Origin of the sequence: Bacillus sp. FJAT-27916 (assembly GCF_001183965.1) — a bacterium.
Classification (GTDB): Bacteria; Bacillota; Bacilli; order Bacillales; family Pradoshiaceae; genus Pradoshia.
Window position 1 is genome coordinate 511,862 of the sequence record NZ_LFZV01000001.1, and the last position, 21,880, is coordinate 533,741.

General features: G+C 42.0%; 21 protein-coding genes and 2 riboswitches. Of the genes, 20 read left to right on the forward strand and 1 reads right to left on the reverse strand.

Annotated features, from left to right (window positions below; all coding sequences use genetic code 11):
* Positions 1–36: 36 nt before the first annotated feature.
* The 8 genes from AC622_RS02345 (at position 37) to arcC (ending at position 8,329) form a co-directional block, all read left to right on the forward strand.
* Positions 37–1,164, forward strand: coding sequence for a diguanylate cyclase domain-containing protein (locus tag AC622_RS02345; RefSeq protein ID WP_049669608.1), 1,128 nt, complete (start codon positions 37–39; stop codon positions 1,162–1,164).
* A gap of 229 nt (positions 1,165–1,393) precedes the next feature.
* Positions 1,394–2,083: a Crp/Fnr family transcriptional regulator gene (locus tag AC622_RS02350; protein WP_197089895.1), complete on the forward strand. Its 690-nt coding sequence runs from the start codon at positions 1,394–1,396 to the stop codon at positions 2,081–2,083.
* An 85-nt stretch (positions 2,084–2,168) separates the two neighbouring features.
* Positions 2,169–2,792 (forward strand): hypothetical protein, encoded by a 624-nt coding sequence (locus tag AC622_RS02355; protein ID WP_049669610.1) that lies wholly within the window; start codon positions 2,169–2,171, stop codon positions 2,790–2,792.
* A gap of 72 nt (positions 2,793–2,864) precedes the next feature.
* Complete coding sequence (argR, locus tag AC622_RS02360) at positions 2,865–3,317, forward strand: arginine repressor (protein WP_049669611.1); 453 nt, start codon at positions 2,865–2,867, stop codon at positions 3,315–3,317.
* 229 nt (positions 3,318–3,546) lie between these two features.
* On the forward strand, positions 3,547–4,785 hold the full coding sequence (gene arcA, locus AC622_RS02365; protein WP_082196991.1) for an arginine deiminase: 1,239 nt from the start codon (positions 3,547–3,549) through the stop codon (positions 4,783–4,785).
* A gap of 51 nt (positions 4,786–4,836) precedes the next feature.
* Positions 4,837–5,847, forward strand: a complete 1,011-nt coding sequence (gene argF / locus AC622_RS02370; protein ID WP_049669612.1) for an ornithine carbamoyltransferase — start codon at positions 4,837–4,839, stop codon at positions 5,845–5,847.
* Positions 5,848–5,913: 66 nt separating this feature from the next.
* Positions 5,914–7,329, forward strand: coding sequence for an arginine-ornithine antiporter (gene arcD / locus AC622_RS02375; protein WP_049669613.1), 1,416 nt, complete (start codon positions 5,914–5,916; stop codon positions 7,327–7,329).
* Between the two features lie 34 nt (positions 7,330–7,363).
* Positions 7,364–8,329, forward strand: coding sequence for a carbamate kinase (gene arcC, locus AC622_RS02380; RefSeq protein ID WP_049669614.1), 966 nt, complete (start codon positions 7,364–7,366; stop codon positions 8,327–8,329).
* Positions 8,330–8,384: 55 nt separating this feature from the next.
* Here arcC and AC622_RS20480 read toward each other — a convergent pair whose 3' ends face one another.
* Positions 8,385–8,513 (reverse strand): YuzL family protein, encoded by a 129-nt coding sequence (locus tag AC622_RS20480; RefSeq protein WP_082196992.1) that lies wholly within the window; start codon positions 8,511–8,513, stop codon positions 8,385–8,387.
* 174 nt (positions 8,514–8,687) lie between these two features.
* Here AC622_RS20480 and AC622_RS02385 point away from each other — a divergent pair, with 174 nt between their 5' ends.
* The 12 genes from AC622_RS02385 (at position 8,688) to sufC (ending at position 21,872) form a co-directional block, all read left to right on the forward strand.
* A complete protein-coding gene (locus AC622_RS02385; protein ID WP_049669615.1) occupies positions 8,688–11,078 on the forward strand; it encodes a 3-hydroxyacyl-CoA dehydrogenase/enoyl-CoA hydratase family protein in 2,391 nt (796 codons plus the stop codon).
* A 29-nt stretch (positions 11,079–11,107) separates the two neighbouring features.
* Positions 11,108–12,286, forward strand: a complete 1,179-nt coding sequence (locus AC622_RS02390; protein ID WP_049669616.1) for an acetyl-CoA C-acetyltransferase — start codon at positions 11,108–11,110, stop codon at positions 12,284–12,286.
* A gap of 78 nt (positions 12,287–12,364) precedes the next feature.
* On the forward strand, positions 12,365–14,149 hold the full coding sequence (locus AC622_RS02395) for an acyl-CoA dehydrogenase family protein (protein ID WP_049669617.1): 1,785 nt from the start codon (positions 12,365–12,367) through the stop codon (positions 14,147–14,149).
* Positions 14,150–14,233: 84 nt separating this feature from the next.
* Complete coding sequence (locus AC622_RS02400; protein WP_049669618.1) at positions 14,234–14,587, forward strand: arsenate reductase family protein; 354 nt, start codon at positions 14,234–14,236, stop codon at positions 14,585–14,587.
* Positions 14,588–14,661: 74 nt separating this feature from the next.
* The gene (gene gcvH / locus AC622_RS02405; protein ID WP_049669619.1) at positions 14,662–15,045 is read left to right on the forward strand and encodes a glycine cleavage system protein GcvH; all 384 of its coding nucleotides are present in this window, start codon (positions 14,662–14,664) and stop codon (positions 15,043–15,045) included.
* A gap of 242 nt (positions 15,046–15,287) precedes the next feature.
* The gene (locus tag AC622_RS02410; RefSeq protein ID WP_049669620.1) at positions 15,288–15,623 is read left to right on the forward strand and encodes a toprim domain-containing protein; all 336 of its coding nucleotides are present in this window, start codon (positions 15,288–15,290) and stop codon (positions 15,621–15,623) included.
* Positions 15,624–15,649: 26 nt separating this feature from the next.
* Positions 15,650–15,907 (forward strand): thioredoxin family protein, encoded by a 258-nt coding sequence (locus AC622_RS02415; RefSeq protein ID WP_049669621.1) that lies wholly within the window; start codon positions 15,650–15,652, stop codon positions 15,905–15,907.
* A gap of 131 nt (positions 15,908–16,038) precedes the next feature.
* A riboswitch (SAM riboswitch) is annotated at positions 16,039–16,148 on the forward strand.
* A gap of 88 nt (positions 16,149–16,236) precedes the next feature.
* Positions 16,237–17,553 (forward strand): O-acetylhomoserine aminocarboxypropyltransferase/cysteine synthase family protein, encoded by a 1,317-nt coding sequence (locus tag AC622_RS02420; protein ID WP_049669622.1) that lies wholly within the window; start codon positions 16,237–16,239, stop codon positions 17,551–17,553.
* Between the two features lie 93 nt (positions 17,554–17,646).
* Positions 17,647–17,764, forward strand: a riboswitch (SAM riboswitch).
* A gap of 111 nt (positions 17,765–17,875) precedes the next feature.
* On the forward strand, positions 17,876–18,907 hold the full coding sequence (locus AC622_RS02425; protein WP_049669623.1) for a methionine ABC transporter ATP-binding protein: 1,032 nt from the start codon (positions 17,876–17,878) through the stop codon (positions 18,905–18,907).
* A complete protein-coding gene (locus AC622_RS02430; RefSeq protein WP_049669624.1) occupies positions 18,904–19,572 on the forward strand; it encodes a methionine ABC transporter permease in 669 nt (222 codons plus the stop codon). Before AC622_RS02425 ends, AC622_RS02430 begins: the two co-directional genes overlap by 4 nt.
* Before the next feature lie 15 nt (positions 19,573–19,587).
* Positions 19,588–20,418, forward strand: coding sequence for a MetQ/NlpA family ABC transporter substrate-binding protein (locus AC622_RS02435; RefSeq protein WP_049672748.1), 831 nt, complete (start codon positions 19,588–19,590; stop codon positions 20,416–20,418).
* A gap of 668 nt (positions 20,419–21,086) precedes the next feature.
* The gene (gene sufC / locus AC622_RS02440; protein WP_049669625.1) at positions 21,087–21,872 is read left to right on the forward strand and encodes a Fe-S cluster assembly ATPase SufC; all 786 of its coding nucleotides are present in this window, start codon (positions 21,087–21,089) and stop codon (positions 21,870–21,872) included.
* Positions 21,873–21,880: the final 8 nt, after the last annotated feature.

Consider the following 21,880-nt stretch of genomic DNA (forward strand, 5'->3'; position numbering starts at 1 on the left):
AATGATAAATACGAGGGAAAGTTTTGGTGGCCAAATATGAAGCGAAAGATAGTAGAGATGATGGAAGAGCAATGGAGGAAGATTTTTCTGTACATAATTATGCTATTATTCTTTTTCAGCATTCTTCAAATGGCAGCGCTTTACCACTGGACAGAGTCTGTCCTTTATGTGCATTGGCTGCCGACACTTATACTTGTATTACTTCTTATTGCTCTGCTCTGTACCGCCATTTTCTCAGGAGGATGGAAAAGCTCAGTGGAAAAAGAGGATTGGGCTATTGGTATGAACGAGATTGACTATGGTGTGATTATCTATGACCGGAATGGAAATGTGTGTGAAATGAATGAAGTAGCTCTGGATATTTTGAACATGTTCTCTAAGGAGCAACTAGCATCGCCTTTTCCACTGTTGAACACGGAGTGGGAAATCACAGATGATCAAGGTAAAGGTATTCTCATAGAGGATATGCCGCTCACTGTGACGTTTAATACAAGAAACCATAGTAAGAAAAGAACGATGAGACTATCACATCCATCATTGAACAAGAGTATCTGGATTGAAGCATCTGCTACTCCTGTGCTGAATGGGACAGGAGAGATGGAGAAGGTTTTGGTAGGTTTTCTTGAAATAACTGAACAGAAAGAAAATGTTTTTCGTCTTTTGAAGAAAAATGAAGAGCTTCAGGTATTAGCTCTGACAGACTGTTCATTAAATATGCCCAATTCCAGGTATTTCCGCTCTTATTTGACGGAATTATGGGAATTTTCAAGGAAATCGGGCACACCCGTAACATTGATGATTATTACCTTGGATTTTTCCTTTGAGGCAAGACGGATGATAGATTTTTCCGTAGGAAAGAATCTCTTGAAGGATTCAGCAGAAGTGTTGAGAGTGATTGAGCGATATGGAGGAAAAGCTGTGAAGCTTGACGGCAATCTATTTGGTGTGATCTTATCCGGACTATTTGGCAATGAAGCTATTGATCTTGAAAGGACCCTGCATAAGGAACTTCTTAAATTAGGCGACTACTACAAATTGACTGGAGATCTAGGTGAATTTAATGTAAATATCGGTACATCCTCAATGGTTGCTGTTAGTCAGGCAGGGTGGGAGAGCTTGCTGAATGATGCTTTGAGCCAGCTTAATCAAGCTCGATTTGTATAAATGAATCATCTAAAACATGAATGGTATGTAGGAAACTCTCTACATACCATTTTATTATTTTGATATAATAAATTCAGAGATCATTTAGTACTAATTACTCGTAATACAATAAAGGTAGCAAGGAAGTACAGTTCCGTCTGTCAACAATTGATGGGTATTGCAGAAATGTTTGAAACAAGAATCAGGACAATGAAGCAAGCACAAAAATAGGATGAAGCGGGTGTACATTATGAGCGGTGAAATCATTGATCTTATTAAGGGAAAGGAATTGTTCTCGTCTTTAAGTAAGCAAGATTTAAGTGTATTAGAACCATTTTTATACGAAAGAACACTCAAGAAGGGACAGTATCTTTTTTGGCAGGGAGATCCGAGGCAAAGAATCTATTATTTGCTTGATGGTTATGTCACGCTGGAAAAGTCAAATAAGCAGGGCAGTATGCAATATAATCAATACATAAAGAAGGATACGTTGTTTCCTTATAATGGCTTATTTACGGGAAGCAAGGAATATTGTCATTCTGCTATTGCCGAAACAGATATCCATGTTGTCTACCTGTCTACAGATGTGTTTGAAAGCTTTTTGTCCAAGCATAATCGGCTGCTGCAAAAAGTAATTAAGGAATATGGAAAAATTCTCGAAGGGCAGGAGAAGCGAATACAGCATGGCATTATTCCTAATGCACAGGAGAGGGTGTTAAATTCAATTTCTTATTTAATGATGGACCTTGGAGTAGAGTATCCAGATTATATACGAATTGATTTTCCTTTTACAACTTCTAAGTTATCGGTGCTGTCAGGTACATCAAGAGAAACGGCCAGCCTTGTCATTAATAAATTGAAACGGGAAAAAAAACTAACCATCAAGGAGAAAATGATTTACATACACGAGCCCCAATATTTTGAAAAACTAGTTATATAGGTCTTAAGATACACATTATTTGAAAACACACATATATAACCAGTATTATAGGACTAATAACATTGGCTAGAATGGAAGTGCTACAATGATTAAAGTGTCCTATAATGTATTGGGAGCCGTTGTCTATGTAACTGGTCTGGCTCTTGTACTACAGTTTCCAGGTCAGAAGTCAATGGTCGGAAGCCAGTTGTTTGAAGAGTTCTCATTGCCAACGGAGGGATTTCTGGGTCTCTCTAATATATGGCTGCTGGCTGCCTTTATCCAATTTATTGGCGTATTGCTGCTCGTGAAATGGTTTGCCGAGGAATATCCTGCCCATCGAAGGAAATATCGTTTTATAGAGCCGGCTGTCTTGATATTGGCTGTCCTCGTACCGTCTATTGCCTTTAACAACCTTTTCGAAATAGGGGAAGAGGTATATGCGCATTCCGGCCAATCAGGTGCGGAGGCCGTCGTCTATATTCAGGATGAAAGCTCATGCACAGAATTGACGGATAACGGAATGGTGGAATGCTCGATTGTCCTTCGTAATTTCCAGCATCATTCCCAGCAAATCAGTCTCGTATTTCCAAAGGAAGCAGGTTTGAAGACAAAAAAGGTTGAGACGGCTTATTTGCAGCAGCGTGAGAAGAAAGCTGTAAAGGTAACCTTCTCTCCTGAAGATATAGCGGATAAGGGAGAGATACCGACATTTTATATAGAAGGTTAAAGGGGGAGGTCTATGTCCAGTCAAATGGGGATAGGCCTCTTATGCAGTTCAACATGAGAAAGGATGACGATGATGAACAAGAAAGAAAGACATGCCTTAATTAAGAAAGTGATTACTCAAAATGAAATTAAGACACAGGAACAGCTTGTGGAGGAATTGGCGAAGAATGGGCTTGAGGTAACACAGGCAACGATCTCAAGGGATATTCGCGAACTGAACCTAGCAAAATATCCTGCGAAATCGGGCGGTACCCGATATGGTTTCATAGCTGAGTATAAATATTTAGATACGATGAAATTACGTAAAAAGCTAGAAGATGCGCTAATTGGAATGGAGCGAATTGAGTATTTTATCATTTTAAAGACGCTGCCTGGCCATGCTCAAACAATAGGAGCAGTATTGGATGAGCTGGATTGGACAGAAAAAGCTGGCACAATCTGCGGGAATGATACATGCCTCATTATTTGCAAAACGAAGGAACAGGCAAAAGTAGTAGAAAATCGGATGGTTACGCTAAGTCATTAAAAAAATTTTTTTGAATAGAAGATGTGTATTATACAGCTTTTTATTCAGTTTTTCGTTTTCGGTAAGCGCTTTCTTAGATGGTGTTTAAATAATCATGCGGTTATTTCGCTAATTATAAAGAATTTTGTGAGATTTTACACACTTTTTATGTGAAAATTATCACAATTTTAAAATGGAGTGTTTCTTATAATTAACTTGTAAGTTAAATCAAACGCGGGAGGTAAGGAGATTGAGCACCCCTATTCATGTAACTTCAGAAATTGGGAAATTAAAAACTGTGATGTTAAAACGTCCAGGTCAAGAAGTAGAAAACTTAACCCCGGAATATCTAGAGAGATTGCTTTTCGATGATATCCCTTATTTACCTAAAATCCAAGAAGAACATGATTATTTTGCTAAGACCTTGCAAGACCAGGGCATTGAAGTTTTGTACCTTGAAAACTTGGTGGCCGAATCATTAACCAACCCGGAAATTAAAAAGGAATTTGTCGGCCGTATGCTAAAAGAAAGCAATGCGACAAGTCCTCAAACTTTTGAGAATCTTCAAGAGTATTTATTATCATTCTCTAATCTCGATATGGTCAATAAAATTATGGCCGGTATTCGCAAGAATGAGCTTGAGATTGAGAAGAGAAAACATTTGTATGAAATGATGGAGGATCATTATCCATTCTACACCGATCCAATGCCAAACCTTTATTTCACACGCGACCCTGCTGCTTCAATCGGCAATGGCTTAACTATTAATAATATGAGAGAGCCTGCTCGTCGCCGTGAATCTATGTTCATGGAATATATCATTAAGCATCACCCAAGATTTGCGGGTCATGATATTCCAGTTTGGCTTGATCGCAATTATCATAATCCAATTGAGGGCGGCGATGAGCTTGTCTTGAGTGAAGAAGTCATTGCGATTGGCGTATCAGCACGTACATCTGCTAAAGCCATTGAGCGCTTGGCTTTGAATCTATTCAAACATCCTAAACAAGACAAAGTTAAGAAAGTCGTAGCCATTGAAATTCCAAAAAGCCGTGCATTCATGCATTTGGACACTGTCTTCACGATGGTCGACCATAATAGCTTCACCATGCATCCAATGATTCAAGGCCCAGGCGGTAAAATGAATATCTATATCCTTGAAAAAGGTGAAGATGAAAACCATGTAAATGTCACTCACCGCACAAACCTTCAAGAGGCGTTGAAAGAAGTCTTGAATCTTTCTGAGCTTGACCTGATTCTTTGCGGTAACGGTGACGAAATCGCAGCTGCGCGTGAACAATGGAATGATGGATCCAACACGCTTGCGATTGCACCAGGTGTGGTTGTTACATATGATCGAAACTATATTTCTAACCAATGCTTACGTGAACACGGCATTAAGGTTATTGAAGTCAAAAGCTCGGAATTATCCCGCGGTCGTGGGGGCCCACGCTGCATGAGCATGCCGATTGTACGCGAGGATATTTAATTACGACTAAAAGATAAATCATTCACCATTTATGGAAGGGGAATCGTCTAAATGCTAGTAACAAAACCAGATTTCAAAGGAAGAAGTTTCTTATGTGAAAAGGATTTTTCTGAAGAAGAATTATTATACATGATTGATTTTGCGGCTAATTTGAAAGAGATGAAAAAACAAGGCATTCCGCATCATTATATGGCTGGCAAGAACATTGCCCTTCTTTTTGAAAAACCATCAACAAGAACTCGCTGCTCTTTCACAGTTGCTTGTATCGATCTAGGAGCACACCCTGAATACTTGGGTAAAGATGATATTCAGCTTGGAAAGAAAGAATCTATTGAAGATACAGCAAAGGTTCTTGGCAGAATGTTTGACGGAATTGAGTTCCGCGGATTCGAGCATTCTAAAGTAGAGTTATTGGCTGAACACTCTGGTGTTCCAGTATGGAATGGCTTGACAGATATGTGGCATCCGACTCAAACATTAGCAGATTTCTTAACTGTTAAAGAAAATATCGGCCACTTAAAAGGTGTGAAATTTGTCTATGTCGGAGACGGCCGCAATAATGTTGCAAACAGCTTGCTGATTGGCGGAGCAATCGTCGGTATGGATGTGAGAATTTGCTCTCCTGAATCTTTATTCCCTGAAAGCTCTATCGTTGAGACAGCAAGAGAATTGGCAGAGAAATCTGGTGGACGTGTAACCATTACAGCAGATGTTGATGAAGCGGTAAATGGAGCAGATGTCATTTATACAGATGTTTGGGTATCCATGGGTGAAGAGGATAAATTCGCAGAACGCATCGCCTTGCTTTCTCCATATCAAGTGAACATGGAGATGATTAGAAAAACAGGCAATGATAATGTTATTTTCCTTCACTGCTTGCCAGCATTCCATGATCTAGAAACTTCCTATGGCCGTGCAGTGCATGAAAAACACGGATTAAGTGAAATGGAAGTGACAGATGAGGTATTCCGCAGCAAACACTCTAAAGTATTTGATCAAGCGGAAAACCGTATGCACACAATCAAGGCTGTAATGGCCCTAACATTGGGTGATATTGATTAATCACATAGATCAGGAGGCGGGGATTTGCTTCCCTGCCTTCACAATTTATCAAAGAGGTGAGAAACAATGGATGGTAACAAGAAGTTAGGTTTGGTTTCGTTAATCGCGATTGTTGTCGGTTCCATGATTGGCGGCGGAGCATTTAACTTAGCCTCCGACATGGCAGGAGCCGCATCACCGGGTGCCACAATCATTGGTTGGGTCATCACAGGTATCGGGATGATTGCTCTAGCATTCTCTTTTGAAAACTTGAATGAAAAACGCCCTGACCTGGATGGCGGGGTATTTAGCTATGCTACAGCAGGTTTTGGTAAATTCCTAGGGTTTAACAGTGCTTGGGGGTACTGGATTTCTGCTTGGCTCGGAAACGTAGCCTATGCGACACTCGTATTCTCATCCATCGGTTATTTCTTCCCAATCTTTGAAGGCGGCCAAACGATTGCTGCCATTATCGGGGCAAGTATACTTTTATGGTTCGTTCATGGTCTTGTATTAAGCGGTGTACACTCTGCAGCGCTTGTTAACGTCGTGACAACAATCGCTAAGCTTGTTCCTATTTTCCTATTCATTATTATCGGTATTTTTGCTTTTCATGCAGATATTTTCATCGATGATTTCTGGGGAACAGGCGGCGGATTCCAATTCGCTGATGTCATGGCTCAATCAAAAAGCACAATGCTAGTTACATTATGGGTATTCATTGGTATTGAGGGAGCGGTTGTTCTTTCAACTCGTGCCAAAGACAAAAAAGATATCGGTAAAGCAACTGTTATCGGTTTGGTAAGTACGCTCATTATTTATATTTTAATTTCCTTCTTGTCTATGGGTGTTATGGCTCGAGCAGATGTAGCTGGGTTAAGCAACCCTTCCATGGCCTATGTACTTGAAAGTATTGTTGGTCCTTGGGGTGCTATTGTCATCAACCTTGGCTTGATCATTTCCGTATTGGGAGCTTGGTTAGGCTGGACAATGCTTGCAGCTGAAATTCCATATTTGGCAGGTAAAGAAAAATTATTCCCATCTTGGTTTGCAAAAGTGAACAAGAATGGTGCGCCATCCAATTCTCTATGGCTGACAAACGGATTAATCCAAGTATTCTTACTTACATTCCTAGTATCTGAGGAAGCGTATAACTTTGCATTCTCATTAGCATCATCAGCTATTTTGATTCCATATGCTTTCACAGCATTCTATCAATTGAAATATTCCATTCAAGATAAAGCAGCCGATCGTACGAAGAATCTCGTTGTTGGGATTGTTGCGAGCGTCTATGCTATCTGGATGGTCTATGCAGCAGGTGTCGGTTACCTACTATTAACTATGCTGCTCTATGCACCAGGTATCATTATTTATTATCTCGTTCAAAAAGAAGCCAATGTGAAACAAGTATTCACCAAATCAGACTTGGCGATTTCTGCCGCCCTTATTATCTTTGCGGTCATGGCCATTTATGAATTAATCACTGGAGGCATTACGATTTAATCCATTCATTTGATACGGTAGGAGGAATTCTTTTATGAAAAGGCAAAAGATTGTCATTGCTCTCGGAGGCAATGCTATACAGTCTGGAGATGCGAGTGCTAAAGCACAGCAAAAGGCGCTTGAGAAGACAGCCGAACAGCTTGTCGGCCTTGTCGAGAAAGGAAATGATATTTTAATCTCTCATGGGAACGGTCCGCAGGTCGGCAATATTCTTTTGCAGCAAAAAGCAGCGGACAGTGAAAAGAATCCAGCAATGCCTCTCGATACATGCGGTGCAATGTCCCAAGGGATGATCGGGTATTGGCTAGAAAATGCAATGGATAAAGCATTAGCCAAAAAAGGGCTGGATAAAGAGGTTGTCGGCATTGTTACACGAGTAGTTGTTGACGAGAATGATCCTGCCTTCATTCATCCGACAAAGCCGATTGGTCCTTTCTATACAAAAGAAGAAGCAGAAAAAATGATGTCCGAAACAGGGGCTTCTGTAAAAGAGGACGCAGGACGCGGCTGGAGAAAGGTAGTTCCTTCACCAAAGCCGATCAGCATTCAAGAGCATAAAAGCATCAATACACTTGTTGAAGACGGCAAAATTGTCATCTCAACAGGCGGCGGCGGAATACCGGTCGTAGAAAAGAATGGAGAATTAATCGGAGTCGAGGCTGTAATTGATAAGGACTTTGCTTCAGAGAAGCTAGCTGAGCTTGTTGATGCGGATGTTTTCCTTATTCTTACAGCTGTAGACAATATTTATATCAATTTCAATAAACCGAATCAGCTGATGCTTGAAGAAGTTGGTACGGAACAGTTAAAAGAATACGCGGAGGAAGGGCAATTCGCACCAGGAAGCATGCTTCCAAAGGTTGAGGCCGCCATTCAATTCGCAGAATCAAGGGAAGGCAGAGCAACAATCATTACCTCCCTTGATCAAGTTGTGGAAGCCCTTGAAGGAAAAGCAGGAACAAGGGTCTCCATGGAATATAATAAAATGTACACCGTTTAATTAGGCAAACAAGGTTTATGGGCCCTGTACCATTCATATAATGGTATGGGGTCCATTATTTTTTGAATTGACTGTTCTGGCTGTTGGACTTTCCATAACGCTTTTCTACATGCGGTCCAGCGTCTCCTTTCACGCTTGCCGCACTGACACCTGCTTTAGATGGATTTTTCTTTAATCGAGCCATTAGTGAATCACCTCCACATATAGCTTTTACTAAATGATGCAAAACAAAAATACCATTTTTATGGCTTTTTCATTGCAGAATTTACAAATATCTCTTATATTTATAAATATAGGATATTAATTTTCAAATTTTTTTGAGTTAAAAATGAATGAGCATTCAATTAAAGGGGGATTAATGTTGAACCTTCAAATTAAAAAAGCAGCCGTATTAGGCTCCGGAGTAATGGGATCTGGGATTGCCGCACATTTAGCCAATCTGGGGATTCCAGTTAAGCTACTAGATATCGTTCCGAGAGAGCTTTCTGGAGACGAACAAAAGAAGGGGCTTACACTCGAAGATAAGCAAGTTCGTAACCGACTAGCCCAAACAGCGATTCAAAAATTAGTCAAACAAAAGCCTGCACCACTGACTTCAAAGAAAAACCTATCATTAATCGAAGCAGGAAATTTCGAGGACGACCTACCGAATATCGGTGACTGTGATTGGATCATTGAGGTAGTTGTTGAAAGATTGGATATTAAACAAAGTGTATTTGCTCAAATAGATGAATATAGAAAGCCTGGGTCGATTATCAGTTCCAATACATCCGGCATTTCAATCGAAGCGATGGCAGAAGGACGCTCAGAGGACTTCCGGAAGCATTTCCTTGGAACTCACTTCTTTAATCCGCCGCGGTACTTAAAGCTATTGGAGATTATCCCGACAAAGGATACCGACCCGCAGGTCTTAAAGGCGATGAAATTGTTTGGTGAGGATGTACTTGGCAAAGGAGTCGTAGAGGCGAAGGATACACCGAACTTCATCGGGAACCGAATTGGAACCTATGGCTTGCTCGTCACTGTCCAGGAAATGATTGAAAGGGGTTACAGTGTTGGCGAGGTTGATTCTGTAACAGGCCCGCTGATTGGACGTCCGAAGAGTGCGACATTTAGAACGCTTGATGTAGTCGGTCTTGATACATTTGCGCATGTTGCGAGGAATGTCTATGACAATGTCAGCAATGAAAAAGAAAAGAAAGTATTTGAAATACCAGAGTTCATGACAAAAATGCTTGAAAATGGATGGCTCGGAAGCAAATCAGGCCAAGGATTCTACCTAAAGAAGGGGAAAGAGATTCTTGAGCTGGACCCATCTACACTTGAATATACAGAGCGTAAGAAACTGAAAGCGCCATCACTAGAGATGGCGAAGCAGGCAAAAGGCGCAGCTCGTAAATTGAAATCACTTGTCTATGCGAAAGACCGCGTGGGGGAATTATTGTGGAATATCACTAGCCCAACACTTGTGTACTCAGCACAATTATTAGGTGAGATTGCAGATGATATCGTCGCAATTGACCAAGCGATGAAGTGGGGCTTCGGCTGGCAGCTTGGGCCGTTTGAAATCTGGGATGCCATTGGGGTTGAGAAATCTGTAGCTAAGATGGAAGAAGAGGGTATGACGGTTCCTGCGTGGGTGAAAGAAATGCTTGAAGCTGGCCACACCTCCTTCTATAAAGAAGGGGAGAATGGCACGCTCTTCTATATAAATGGAGACTACAAGGAAGTCGCTGTTAATGAGAAAGCGATTAACTTGAAGCAGCTCAAAAAGCAAAAAGGAGTTATTAAGAAAAACAGCGGCGCCAGCCTGATTGATCTCGGCGATGGTGTTGCCTTGCTTGAATTCCATTCACCAAATAACGCGATTGGTTTTGACATTATCCAAATGATTAATTATGCGATTGATGAAGTCGAGAAGAATTACAAAGGCTTGGTAATTGGCAACCAGGGCAAGAATTTCTGTGTCGGTGCCAACTTGGCCATGATTCTCATGGAAGTTCAGGATGACAATATATTTGATGTTGATATGATTATTCGTCAATTCCAGCAAGCGATGATGAAGATTAAATATAGCAAGAAACCAGTAGTAGCTGCACCGCACAATATGACACTGGGCGGAGGAGCAGAAATTTGCTTGCCGGCAGCCCGCATTCAGGCCTCATCTGAGACCTATATGGGTCTTGTTGAAACAGGAGTCGGCTTGCTTCCTGGCGGAGGCGGAAATAAGGAATTGTATATCAAACATTTGAGCAGCCTGCCAAATGGGGTAGACTTTGACCTTACCCAAATAGCCATCAAGGTATTTGAAACCATTGCCACAGCGAAGGTATCCACATCCGGTGAAGAAGCCCGTGATAATAACTTCTTGAATGCGGCAGACGGCGTAAGTGCCAATCCTGATCATCAATTATATGATGCGAAGCAGGTCGTTTTAGGATTAGCCAATACAGGCTATAAGCCGCCGGTTCGCAAGAAAATACCTGTATCCGGTGAGCCTGGATATGCAGCCCTGCTGCTAGGGGCACAAACGATGCTTTATTCCGGCTATATATCTGAGCATGATTTGAAGATTGCGCAGAAGATTGCCTATGTACTTGCAGGAGGCAAGGTTCCATATGGCACTGAGGTCGATGAGCAGTATTTGCTTGACCTTGAGCGCGAGGCTTTCATCAGTCTTGTTCAAGAAGCTAAATCACAAGCTCGTATGCAGCACATGCTCGTTAAAGGCAAGCCATTACGTAACTAAGAATAAATCGATTTATGAGGGGGATTGGCATGAGAGAAGCAGTAATAGTAGCTGGAGCAAGAACGCCGGTCGGAAGAGCGAAAAAAGGAACTCTTGCAAGTGTAAGACCGGATGATTTAGGTGCTTTGGTTGTTAAAGAAACATTAAAACGTGCAAATAATTATGACGGTCCAATTGATGATATGGTGTTTGGCTGTGCGATGCCTGAAGCAGAACAAGGCTTGAATGTTGCAAGAAACATTGGAGCATTGGCTGGGCTTCCATACAATGTGCCAGCTATCACCATCAACCGCTATTGTTCCTCTGGCCTTCAATCGATTGCCTACGGAGCGGAGCGCATTATGCTCGGCCATTCTGATACGGTGCTGGCCGGCGGGGTGGAATCGATGAGCATGGTCCCGATGATGGGTCATGTCGTCCGCCCTAATGCCACATTGGCTGAAACGGCTCCTGAATATTATATGGGTATGGGCCACACAGCTGAGGAAGTAGCAAAGAAATTCAATATCTCCCGTGAGGATCAGGATGCGTTTGCTGTACGAAGCCATGAGAGAGCGGCTAAAGCAATCGCTGAAGGAAAATTCAAGGATGAAATCGTTCCGGTTGACGTAACCCTTCGTCAGGTTGGGGCAGATAATAAATTGATTGAAAAGCAAATCCAATTCGATACTGATGAAGGTGTTCGACCAGGAACAACGGCAGAAGTACTTGGCAAACTGCGCCCAGCTTTCTCCGTCACCGGTACGGTCACTGCAGGGAATGCTTCTCAAACGAGTGACGGTGCTGCTGCTGTTTTGTTAATGGATAAGGAAAAGGCTATTGCTGAAGGATTAAAACCGCTTTTGAAATTCCATTCCTTCGCGGTTGCAGGTGTACCGCCAGAGATTATGGGAATTGGTCCAGTTGAGGCTATTCCAAAGGCACTTAAACTCGCTGGATTAAGCCTGTCTGATATCGGTTTGTTTGAATTAAATGAGGCGTTTGCTTCTCAATCCATTCAGGTTATCCGTCATCTAGGCTTGGATGAAGAAAAGGTCAATGTTAACGGCGGAGCCATTGCGCTTGGGCATCCGTTGGGCTGCTCTGGAACGAAATTGACACTCAGCCTTCTGCATGAAATGAAGCGCCGCAATGAGCAATTCGGTGTCGTGACCATGTGTATCGGCGGCGGAATGGGTGCTGCAGGCGTATTCGAATTACTGGCTTAATAGATGAATAGAATTCACTCCGGCAGAAGAGGTCAGTACCTTTTTGCCGGAGCCAAACATTAAGGAGGAACGAAGAAAATGGCTAACCAAACAGAAGAAGTGTTAAAAGGCGGAGCATTCTTAATTGAAGATATCGATGCAGAGAAAATGTTCACACCGGAAGATTACTCAGATGAGCATAAAATGATTGCGAAAACAACTCAAGACTATTTGGTCAATGAAGTCATTCCACAAGTCGAATACTTGGAGGAGCATGAATTTGACCGTTCTGTCAAACTATTGAAGCAAGCTGGAGAGCTTGGATTACTAGGAGCTGACGTACCAGAAGAGTACGGCGGACTTGGTCTAGATAAGATTAGTTCTGCGCTAATTACAGAGAAAATGGCTCCTGCAGGAGGGTTCTCCATTACTCATGGCGCTCACGTTGGAATTGGGTCCCTTCCAATTGTCTTGTTCGGTAATGAAGAACAAAAACAAAAATACTTGCCGCTTCTTGCGACAGGTGAAAAATTGGCTGCCTATGCACTAACTGAGCCGAGCTCAGGATCTGACGCACTTGGTGCGAAAACAACAGCTAAATTGAATGAAGCGGGTACTCATTACATCCTTAACGGAGAAAAACAGTGGATCACGAATGCTGGATTCGCAGATGTATTCGTTGTTTATGCGAAAATCGACGGCGACAAATTCTCTGCTTTCATCGTCGAAAGAGAATATCCAGGCGTTTCTACAGGAGCAGAAGAAAAGAAAATGGGAATCAAGAGCTCTTCAACACGTACATTGATTTTGGAAGATGCTGAGGTTCCAGTTGAAAATCTTCTAGGCGAAGTTGGACGAGGACATGTCATCGCCTTTAATATCTTAAATATCGGACGTTACAAGTTGGGTGTAGGTGCAGTAGGTGCCTCCAAACGCGCTCTTGAGCTTGCATCAAGCTATGCAAATCAGCGTCAGCAGTTCAAAACACCAATTTCCTCCTTCAATCTGACTAGAGAGAAGCTTGCGACAATGGCATCCAAAATCTATGCTTCTGAAAGCTCTGTTTATAGAACAGTTGGTTTATTTGAAGAAAGAATGAGCCGCTTGAGCGATGAAGAAGTAAAAGATGGCAAAGCAGTTGCACAATCCATTGCCGAGTATGCCATCGAGTGCTCTCTCAATAAATTCTTTGCCTCTGAAGTATTAGATTATGTTGTCGATGAAGGCGTACAAATTCACGGTGGATATGGCTTTATGGCTGAATATGAGATCGAAAGAATTTATCGTGACTCTCGTATTAACCGAATTTTCGAAGGAACAAACGAAATCAACCGTTTGCTTGTACCAGGTACCTTCTTGAAAAAAGCGCTTAAAGGCGAACTGCCATTGCTTCAAAAAGCCCAAGAGATTTCTGAAGGCCTTATGATGATGATGCCGGAAGAAGCAGGAGAAGAGCCGCTTGATCAAGAAAAGCTGCTAGTGAAAAACGCGAAGAAAATCGGGATCATGATTGCCGGCCTGGCTGCTCAAAAATTCGGTACAGAGCTTGAGAAGGAGCAAGAAATCCTTGTGAATATTGCAGATATTGCTTCTTACATCTATGCTATGGAATCTGTTGTCCTTCGTACCGAAAAGGCCATTCGTGCAACTGGTCTAGAGAAGAACAAACAGAAGCTTCTTTACACACAAATCTTCTGCCAGGAAGCATTTGGAGAAATTGAGAAGCATGCGAAGGAAACCCTTGTTGGCACAGAAACAGGTGATACTCTTCGCATGATGACATCTGCCCTTCGCAAATTCACTCGTTTTACTCCAGTAAACGTGATTGCGCTTAAACGCGAAGCAGCAGAAAAAATCGTTGAAGCAGAGCGCTTTGTTCTTTAATGAAAAGTAGATGTTATGAAGCCCGGCATGTGCTGGGCTTTTTTCGTGCGGATATGATATGCTTCAAATGAGGTGAAGATAAATATGATGACGTTTTATTGGTACCCAAAATGCGGGACATGCAGGAAAGCGAAAAAATGGCTGGATGATCATGGCGCAGCCTATGAAGCCATCCATATCGCTGAAACCCCGCCGACAAAAGAAGAGCTTAAAGCGATATATGAAAAAAGCGGTTTACCTTTGACGAAGCTCTTCAATACAAGTGGAATGAAATATCGTGAATTAGGGTTAAAGGACAAACTGAAGGGAATGTCTGAGGATGAGATGCTCTCCTTATTGGTCTCTGACGGAATGTTAATCAAGCGTCCGATTGCGTATGACGGGGAAAAGGCAACCATCGGCTTTAAGGAAGAAAATTTTGAGTCTGTATGGGCATGAATTAATTGTCAAAAAAATCGTTTGATGTCATGATAGAGATGATGAAAGACTACATAATATGGGGGTAGAGCAAAATGAGCATACTGAAGGATTTGAAATACACAAAAGAGCATGAGTGGGTTAAGCAGGAAGATGGAACAGTGCGTATTGGAATCACTGATTTCGCCCAAGCGGAGCTTGGTGACATCGTCTTTGTTGAACTTCCTGAAGTGGATGATGAAATCACAAAAGACGAACCATTCGGAAGCGTAGAATCTGTTAAAACGGTCTCTGAGCTCTATGCGCCAATCAGCGGAAAGGTTGTTGCCATTAATGAGGAGCTGAGTGACAGCCCTGAATATGTCAACGAATCTCCATATGAAAAAGCATGGATGATTATTGTTGAACCATCTAACAGCAGTGAATTAGAGGATTTACTCAGCGCTGAACAATATGAAGAAGCCATTAATGAAGACTAATTCTTAAAGGATATGAGAAAGGGAAGGAGATGTCCTTCCTTTTTTTAATGCCTATCTATTTGTCCTTTGAATGCGGCTTGCCTTCTTAGAACTACATAATCTGCATACTAATAACATGCTTTTGATTGTTAGAGAACCGAGAAAAGCTTTATGCAAAGAGTTGGTTTGTTACATTTACCTTGCATGGGGTATGATACGTATAATAGAAGGAAGGCTTATAATAGCTCGGAAAAGGTGATGAAATGACGGACAAGGTCATCATTGTAGAAGGCAATCGCGACCGAAAGAAGGTATTGGCCGTTTTGGCTGAGGATATAGAAATCATTTGCACGAATGGAACAATAGGGCTTGAGAAGCTGGATGAATTAGTGGAATCTCTTGAGGATAAGGATGTATATATACTGGTGGATGCCGATGAATCTGGAGAGAAATTAAGACGTCAATTAAGAAGAGAGCTCCCGAATGCGGAGCATTTATATATAGATCGAGTGTATCGAGAGGTCGAGGATGCCCCTGCCCGTCATATTGCAGAGGTTCTAACAGAAGCCGATATTCTTGTGAAATCGTTCAATCAATAAAAGATAGAGAGGATCGAAGAAGATTCATGAAGAAAGCTATCTATGCGTATACCCCCTTATGCGGTACATGCCAAGTCGCAGGAAAGATGCTTGATGTGGCTGAAGAGCTAGTGTGCAATGTCGAAATCGAAAGAGTGAACTTAAATTATGCTAAGGAGCTTGCGGAACAATATCAAATTGAGAGTGTGCCATGCTTAATTCTCCTGGAAGGAGAGCTGGTGGTTGATAAAATATATGCCTTCCAGTCGGTTCCGTATCTTATTGCACGATTGCGTGATTTATAGAGTGTAAGAAAACAGTCTGTTATTTCGAGTAAACAGTCTGTTTTTTTGTGGATATTAATAATTAAAAATTCAGAATTATCAATTGACTCCTTTTTTTTCCTATGCTATAGTTTTAATCAACTAAACTGAATAACTTATCGAGAGTGGCGGAGGGACTGGCCCGTTGAAGCCCGGCAACCGGTATCACTAAATGTGATGCACGGTGCTAAATCCTGCGGAATCATATTCCGGGAGATAAGGCGAGATGAATCGAATCTACCCTCTTCTCCTAAGTGAAGAGTTTTTTTATTTTCCGGGAAATCACAAAAGATGAAAAGGAGTGTCGAAGGATGGGAGAAAAGAAGAAGTATCGCTTTGAAACAGTAGGAATTCATGGAGGGCTGCAGGAGGATGCATTATCTGGAGCAAGGGCCGTGCCTATCTATCAATCCAATGCTTATTTATTTAAGGATACAGACCATGCGGCCAATTTATTCGGGTTATCAGAGCCTGGCTATATTTATACCCGGATTCACAATCCGACATCGAGTGTCCTTGAGGAAAGGGTTGCAGAGCTTGAGGGTGGAATTGGTGCGCTTGCTGTTGCGAGCGGTCAAGCAGCCGTCACATTGTCCATTTTGAATATTGCGGGTGCAGGCGATGAAATTGTGGCAGCTTCTACACTCTACGGGGGTACATATAATTTATTTGCGACAACACTCCCTAAATATGGAATAGAGGTGAAGTTTGTCGACCCAAGTGATCCGGAGAATTTCAGACAGGCTATCACGCCGAAGACGAAGGCTGTCTTTGGAGAAACAATCGGTAATCCAAGCTTGAGTGTACTGGATATTGAAAAGGTGGCAGAGATTGCCCATGAGGCTGGTATTCCGCTTATTGTTGACAATACATTTGCGACCCCGTATTTATGCCGGCCCATTGAGCATGGAGCAGATATTGTTGTTCACTCTGCAACGAAATGGCTGCTTGGGAATGGAACAACCTTAGGGGGCATTATTGTGGATGCAGGAAAGTTTGACTGGAATTCTCCGAAATTCCCAGGGTTTACGGAGCCTGATTCAAGCTATCATGACATCATTTACAGCGAGGCCATTGGGGCAGCTGCCTATATTATTAAAGCGAGAGTCCAGCTATTAAGGGATTTGGGTCCAGCCTTAAGTCCATACAATGCATTTCAATTTATTCTTGGTCTTGAAACCCTGCATGTCAGGATGAAGGAGCATATTGCCAATACTGAGGAGATCATTGAATACTTAAAGCAGCATCCAGCTGTAAGCTGGGTTCTGTATCCAGGTGATCCAGACCATCCTGATTATGAGCTCGCCAATAAATATTTGCCAAAAGGAGCGGGTGCTGTAGCTGTTTTCGGCATCAAGGGCGGAAGGGCTGCCGGAAAGACATTGATTGATACAATCGGCCTGTGGTCACATGTCGCGAATGTCGGAGATGCGAAGAGCTTGATTATTCATCCCGCAAGCACGACTCACCAGCAATTAAGGGGAGAAGATTTGAAGGCATCCGGGGTGACTGATGATCTCGTTCGTCTTTCCATCGGGATTGAGAATGTGGAGGATTTAATCGAAGAGCTTGAGCTTGCTATCGAGAAGGCAACAGGCATCAGCTCCCAATCCGTTACAACGAAATGATAGAATTTTGTGGTAAAATAAAAAGTCCTTATTGACACCTCGTTCTTCTCCATGGTAGGATAACATTCAGTAACAAGTGAATGAATCGAACGACTCTTATCCAGAGAGGTGGAGGGATGTGCCCTATGAAGCCCGGCAACCGGCAATCATGACAGCCATGATTGAAAAGGTGCCAATTCACACAGGATTATTAAGTCCTGGAAGATGAGAGAAAGGAACATGCATAAGTTAATTATTCATGCCTTTCTGCTCATAGCAGGAAGGCATTTTTTATTGAATTGGAATCTATGGAGCATAAGAGAAAGAGCAGGTGAAGGTTTAAGTGATCACGTTAAATGATGTATCCAAGACATATACAAAAACATTTAAAAAAGGTACATCCATTAAAGCCGTTGATCATGTGTCCCTATCAATTGAGCAAGGTGAGATATTTGGGATTATTGGATACAGCGGAGCTGGAAAAAGTACGCTTATCCGCATGCTAAACGGGTTGGAGAAACCGACAAAAGGAACAGTAAAGGTTGCCGGACGAGATATGGGCGCCATTAAAGGTAAGGAATTACGGAATGCTCGTAAGGAAGTGAGCATGATATTCCAGCACTTCAATCTTCTATGGTCACGGACGGTTAGTGAAAATATAGAATTTCCGCTGGAAATAGCGAGAGTGCCAAAGCATAAGAGGAAAGCTAGAGTGAAGGAGCTTATCAAGCTTGTCGGCCTTGAAGGGCGCGGAGATGCCTATCCTTCCCAATTGAGCGGCGGACAAAAGCAGCGTGTCGGCATTGCGCGTGCACTTGCCAATAATCCAAAGGTCCTTTTATGTGATGAGGCAACATCAGCACTCGATCCACAAACAACAGATGATATTCTCGATTTATTGGTTGATATCAATAAACGTTTAGGCTTAACCATTGTCCTTATCACCCATGAAATGCATGTCATTCGCAAGATTTGTCATCGTGTAGCAGTAATGGAGCTGGGCAAGGTTGTGGAAAGCGGGCAGGTGCTAGATGTGTTCAAGAAACCGGAAGCACCTATTACGAAGCGATTTGTTCAGCAGGTGACAGAGCCAGAGGAAACGAAGGAAACGATTGAGCACATGCTTGAAGCTTATCCGACAGGGAAGGTTGTTCAGCTATCCTTTATTGGTGAGTCAGCGGAAACCCCAGTGCTCTCTGAGGTCATTCGTTCTTACCAAATTAACGTAAATATTATGCAAGGGAAAATCTCTCAAACTCAAAACGGTTCCTATGGAACCTTATTCATTCATCTGGATGGAGAACAATCAGAAGTAGCGAAAGCCATCGAGTATCTCCATAATCAAGACGTCGGTGTGGAGGTGATTTCAGAATGATGGAGACCTATTTTCCAAATGTCGTGTGGGAGCGTATTTCAGAGGCAACGATGGAGACGCTATACATGACAGGAATCGCTTTAGTAGCAACCTTTTTCCTAGGCATTATCCTGGGCCTTCTGTTGTTCTTGACATCAAAAGGAAATCTGTGGGAAAACAAATTCATCTATGGAATTGTGGGCGCCTTTGTGAATATTTTCCGCTCCATTCCATTTATTATCTTAATCGTTCTGCTTATTCCCTTCACAAAAGCCCTCGTGGGAAGCATTATTGGGGCAAATGCGGCACTGCCGGCTTTAATCATCGGTGCGGCGCCATTTTATGCGAGAATGGTTGAGATTGGACTTAGAGAAATTGACAAAGGGGTTATTGAAGCTGCCAAGTCGATGGGAGCAACCTCGTTCACCATCATTTGGAAGGTGTTGATTCCTGAGTCATTACCAGCACTTGTGTCTGGGATAACGGTAACGGCAATCGCATTAGTTGGCTATACAGCGATGGCAGGGTTGATTGGAGCAGGCGGACTTGGTAATTTAGCTTACTTGGAAGGGTTCAGCCGAGGACAATCCGATGTAACAATAGTGGCCACCATCTTAGTATTGATCATCGTGTTTATCCTCCAATTTATTGGAGATATCATAACCAGGAAACTGGATAAACGTTAAGGGAGGAAGATGGAGTTGAAAAAGAAATTATCATTCATTTTAGTACTTTGCTTCACTTTAATATTGGCGGCTTGCGGCAGTTCAGAGGATTCAGGTTCAGGTGATGGGGATACAAAGAAATTGACTGTAGGCGCATCTAATGTTCCTCATGCAGAAATTTTGGAAAAGGCAAAGCCATTACTTGAAGAAAAGGGCATTGACTTGGAGATTGAAGTATTCACTGATTATGTAATGCCGAATAAAGCGTTAGCGGATGGATCCATTGATGCAAACTACTTCCAGCACATCCCGTATTTCGAGCAGCAGGTTGAGGAGAATGAGTATGATTTCGCTAATGCTGGCGGAATTCATATTGAGCCAATCGGCGTTTACTCCAAGAAATATGACAGCTTAGATGACCTGCCAGAAGGGGCTGAAATTATTATGAGCAGCTCCGTTGCTGACCACGGCCGTATCCTATCTATGCTTGAGGCAGAAGGTTTAATCACATTGAAGGAAGATGTGAATAAAGTGAAAGCCACTGTAGATGATATTGAGAAAAACCCTAAGAAATTGAAATTTAAAACAGACATTGAAGCGCCAATGCTTACTCAAGTCTACAATAATGATGAAGGCGATGCAGTCTTAATCAACTCCAACTATGCGATTGACGCAGATCTTGTCCCAGCTGAGGATGCAATCGCACTTGAAAGTCCTGAAGATAACCCGTACGTGAACATTATTGCGGTTCGTACGGAAGATAAGGATAATGAAGCAATCAAGACATTGGTTGAAGTCCTTAAATCCGATGAGATTAAAGACTTCATCAATGAAGAATATAAAGGTTCTGTCATTCCAGCAGAATAAAAAAATACAAAAGGTGCATGTCCGATTCATTTCGGAATGCACCTTTTTTCTTCTATTATATATACCTGCTTGATAAGACATATCGTCCGGCATTTCTCAGAATGATGAAGCAATTCCATTGAGAAATCGACGAAATCACTTTTAACAATCGCTCAGCGTGGTATATAGACATTGAGAGCTCTCTAATAAAGTGATAACCTTAACTTAATAATTCGAAAGGGATGATTCATTATTTTTGACAATCAGCTGCATCTCAGAGTGACGAACGAAATGGAAAAGGCTATGAGGCAGGCGCACGGAGTTGGATATGAGGTGTACAACCAGAAGTTAGATGTGCGCATGCGAGTAGAGGAACGACGAGAAGACAGTTATTTGAAAAGTAATGAGATTGTAAATGATCTGAATCGACGAGTCTTCTAATTTTAGAAGATATTATAGAAAAATGGGAAAGAACCAGCATACAATTGCTGGTTCTTTTCTTTCTCATAATTTAACTTTATAATAGCCTTACGCAGTAATTGTTATGGCAGGAGAGTGTAGTTTTTTCAAGGATTTTTAAGGGCTCAAAAAGTTGAATCCAGATTCTATTTGTTATAATATTGGAATGAGAATAAATTGAGAATAGAAACAATCTAACTTTAGATAACTATATTATTGGAGGTATAAGTATGGCTGGTTCAGTACTTACAATTAAAGATTTACATGTTGCAATTGATGGCAAAGAAATTCTGAAAGGTGTTAACCTTGAAGTTAAAGGTGGAGAAATCCATGCAATCATGGGTCCTAACGGTACAGGGAAATCTACATTGTCCTCTGCAATCATGGGCCACCCTAAATACGAAGTAACAAGCGGATCAATCACAATGGACGGCGAAGATGTGCTTGAAATGGAAGTTGATGAGCGCGCTAAAGCAGGTCTATTCCTAGCAATGCAATATCCAAGCGAAATCTCCGGCGTAACAAACGCTGATTTCATGCGTTCTGCCATCAACAGCAAACGCGGTGAAGGGAACGAAATTTCCTTGATGAAATTCATCAAAGAAATGGATAAGAAAATGGACCTTCTAGAAATGGACCAAGATATGGCACAGCGTTACCTCAATGAAGGTTTCTCCGGCGGTGAGAAAAAGCGTAATGAAATTCTTCAATTAATGATGCTTGAGCCGGCTATTGCCATTCTTGATGAAATTGACTCCGGTCTTGATATCGATGCCCTTAAAGTTGTTTCTAAAGGAATCAACCAAATGAGAGGCGAAGACTTCGGATGCTTAATGATCACTCACTACCAACGCTTATTGAACTACATCACACCTGATTATGTTCACGTTATGATGCAAGGTAAGATCGTGAAATCCGGTGGTGCAGAGCTTGCACAGCGTCTAGAGGCTGAAGGCTATGAGTGGATTAAGGAAGAGCTAGGCATTGAAGACGAAACAGTAGAAATCGAAGCTTAAGCAATAGG

Excerpts from the sequence above, each read along its gene's own strand:
- AC622_RS02420 (WP_049669622.1), top strand. The coding sequence starts at position 16,237 with ATGGGAGAAAAGAAGAAGTATCGCTTTGAAACAGTAGGAATTCATGGA.
- sufC (WP_049669625.1), top strand. The coding sequence starts at position 21,087 with ATGGCTGGTTCAGTACTTACAATTAAAGATTTACATGTTGCAATTGAT.
- AC622_RS02350 (WP_197089895.1), top strand. The coding sequence starts at position 1,394 with ATGAGCGGTGAAATCATTGATCTTATTAAGGGAAAGGAATTGTTCTCG.
- arcD (WP_049669613.1), top strand. The coding sequence starts at position 5,914 with ATGGATGGTAACAAGAAGTTAGGTTTGGTTTCGTTAATCGCGATTGTT.
- AC622_RS02430 (WP_049669624.1), top strand. The coding sequence starts at position 18,904 with ATGATGGAGACCTATTTTCCAAATGTCGTGTGGGAGCGTATTTCAGAG.
- argR (WP_049669611.1), top strand. The coding sequence starts at position 2,865 with ATGAACAAGAAAGAAAGACATGCCTTAATTAAGAAAGTGATTACTCAA.
- AC622_RS02355 (WP_049669610.1), top strand. The coding sequence starts at position 2,169 with ATGATTAAAGTGTCCTATAATGTATTGGGAGCCGTTGTCTATGTAACT.
- AC622_RS20480 (WP_082196992.1), bottom strand. The coding sequence starts at position 8,513 with ATGGCTCGATTAAAGAAAAATCCATCTAAAGCAGGTGTCAGTGCGGCA.
- AC622_RS02390 (WP_049669616.1), top strand. The coding sequence starts at position 11,108 with ATGAGAGAAGCAGTAATAGTAGCTGGAGCAAGAACGCCGGTCGGAAGA.
- AC622_RS02410 (WP_049669620.1), top strand. The coding sequence starts at position 15,288 with ATGACGGACAAGGTCATCATTGTAGAAGGCAATCGCGACCGAAAGAAG.
- argF (WP_049669612.1), top strand. The coding sequence starts at position 4,837 with ATGCTAGTAACAAAACCAGATTTCAAAGGAAGAAGTTTCTTATGTGAA.
- gcvH (WP_049669619.1), top strand. The coding sequence starts at position 14,662 with ATGAGCATACTGAAGGATTTGAAATACACAAAAGAGCATGAGTGGGTT.
- AC622_RS02395 (WP_049669617.1), top strand. The coding sequence starts at position 12,365 with ATGGCTAACCAAACAGAAGAAGTGTTAAAAGGCGGAGCATTCTTAATT.
- AC622_RS02415 (WP_049669621.1), top strand. The coding sequence starts at position 15,650 with ATGAAGAAAGCTATCTATGCGTATACCCCCTTATGCGGTACATGCCAA.
- AC622_RS02385 (WP_049669615.1), top strand. The coding sequence starts at position 8,688 with ATGTTGAACCTTCAAATTAAAAAAGCAGCCGTATTAGGCTCCGGAGTA.
- AC622_RS02400 (WP_049669618.1), top strand. The coding sequence starts at position 14,234 with ATGATGACGTTTTATTGGTACCCAAAATGCGGGACATGCAGGAAAGCG.
- arcC (WP_049669614.1), top strand. The coding sequence starts at position 7,364 with ATGAAAAGGCAAAAGATTGTCATTGCTCTCGGAGGCAATGCTATACAG.
- AC622_RS02345 (WP_049669608.1), top strand. The coding sequence starts at position 37 with ATGAAGCGAAAGATAGTAGAGATGATGGAAGAGCAATGGAGGAAGATT.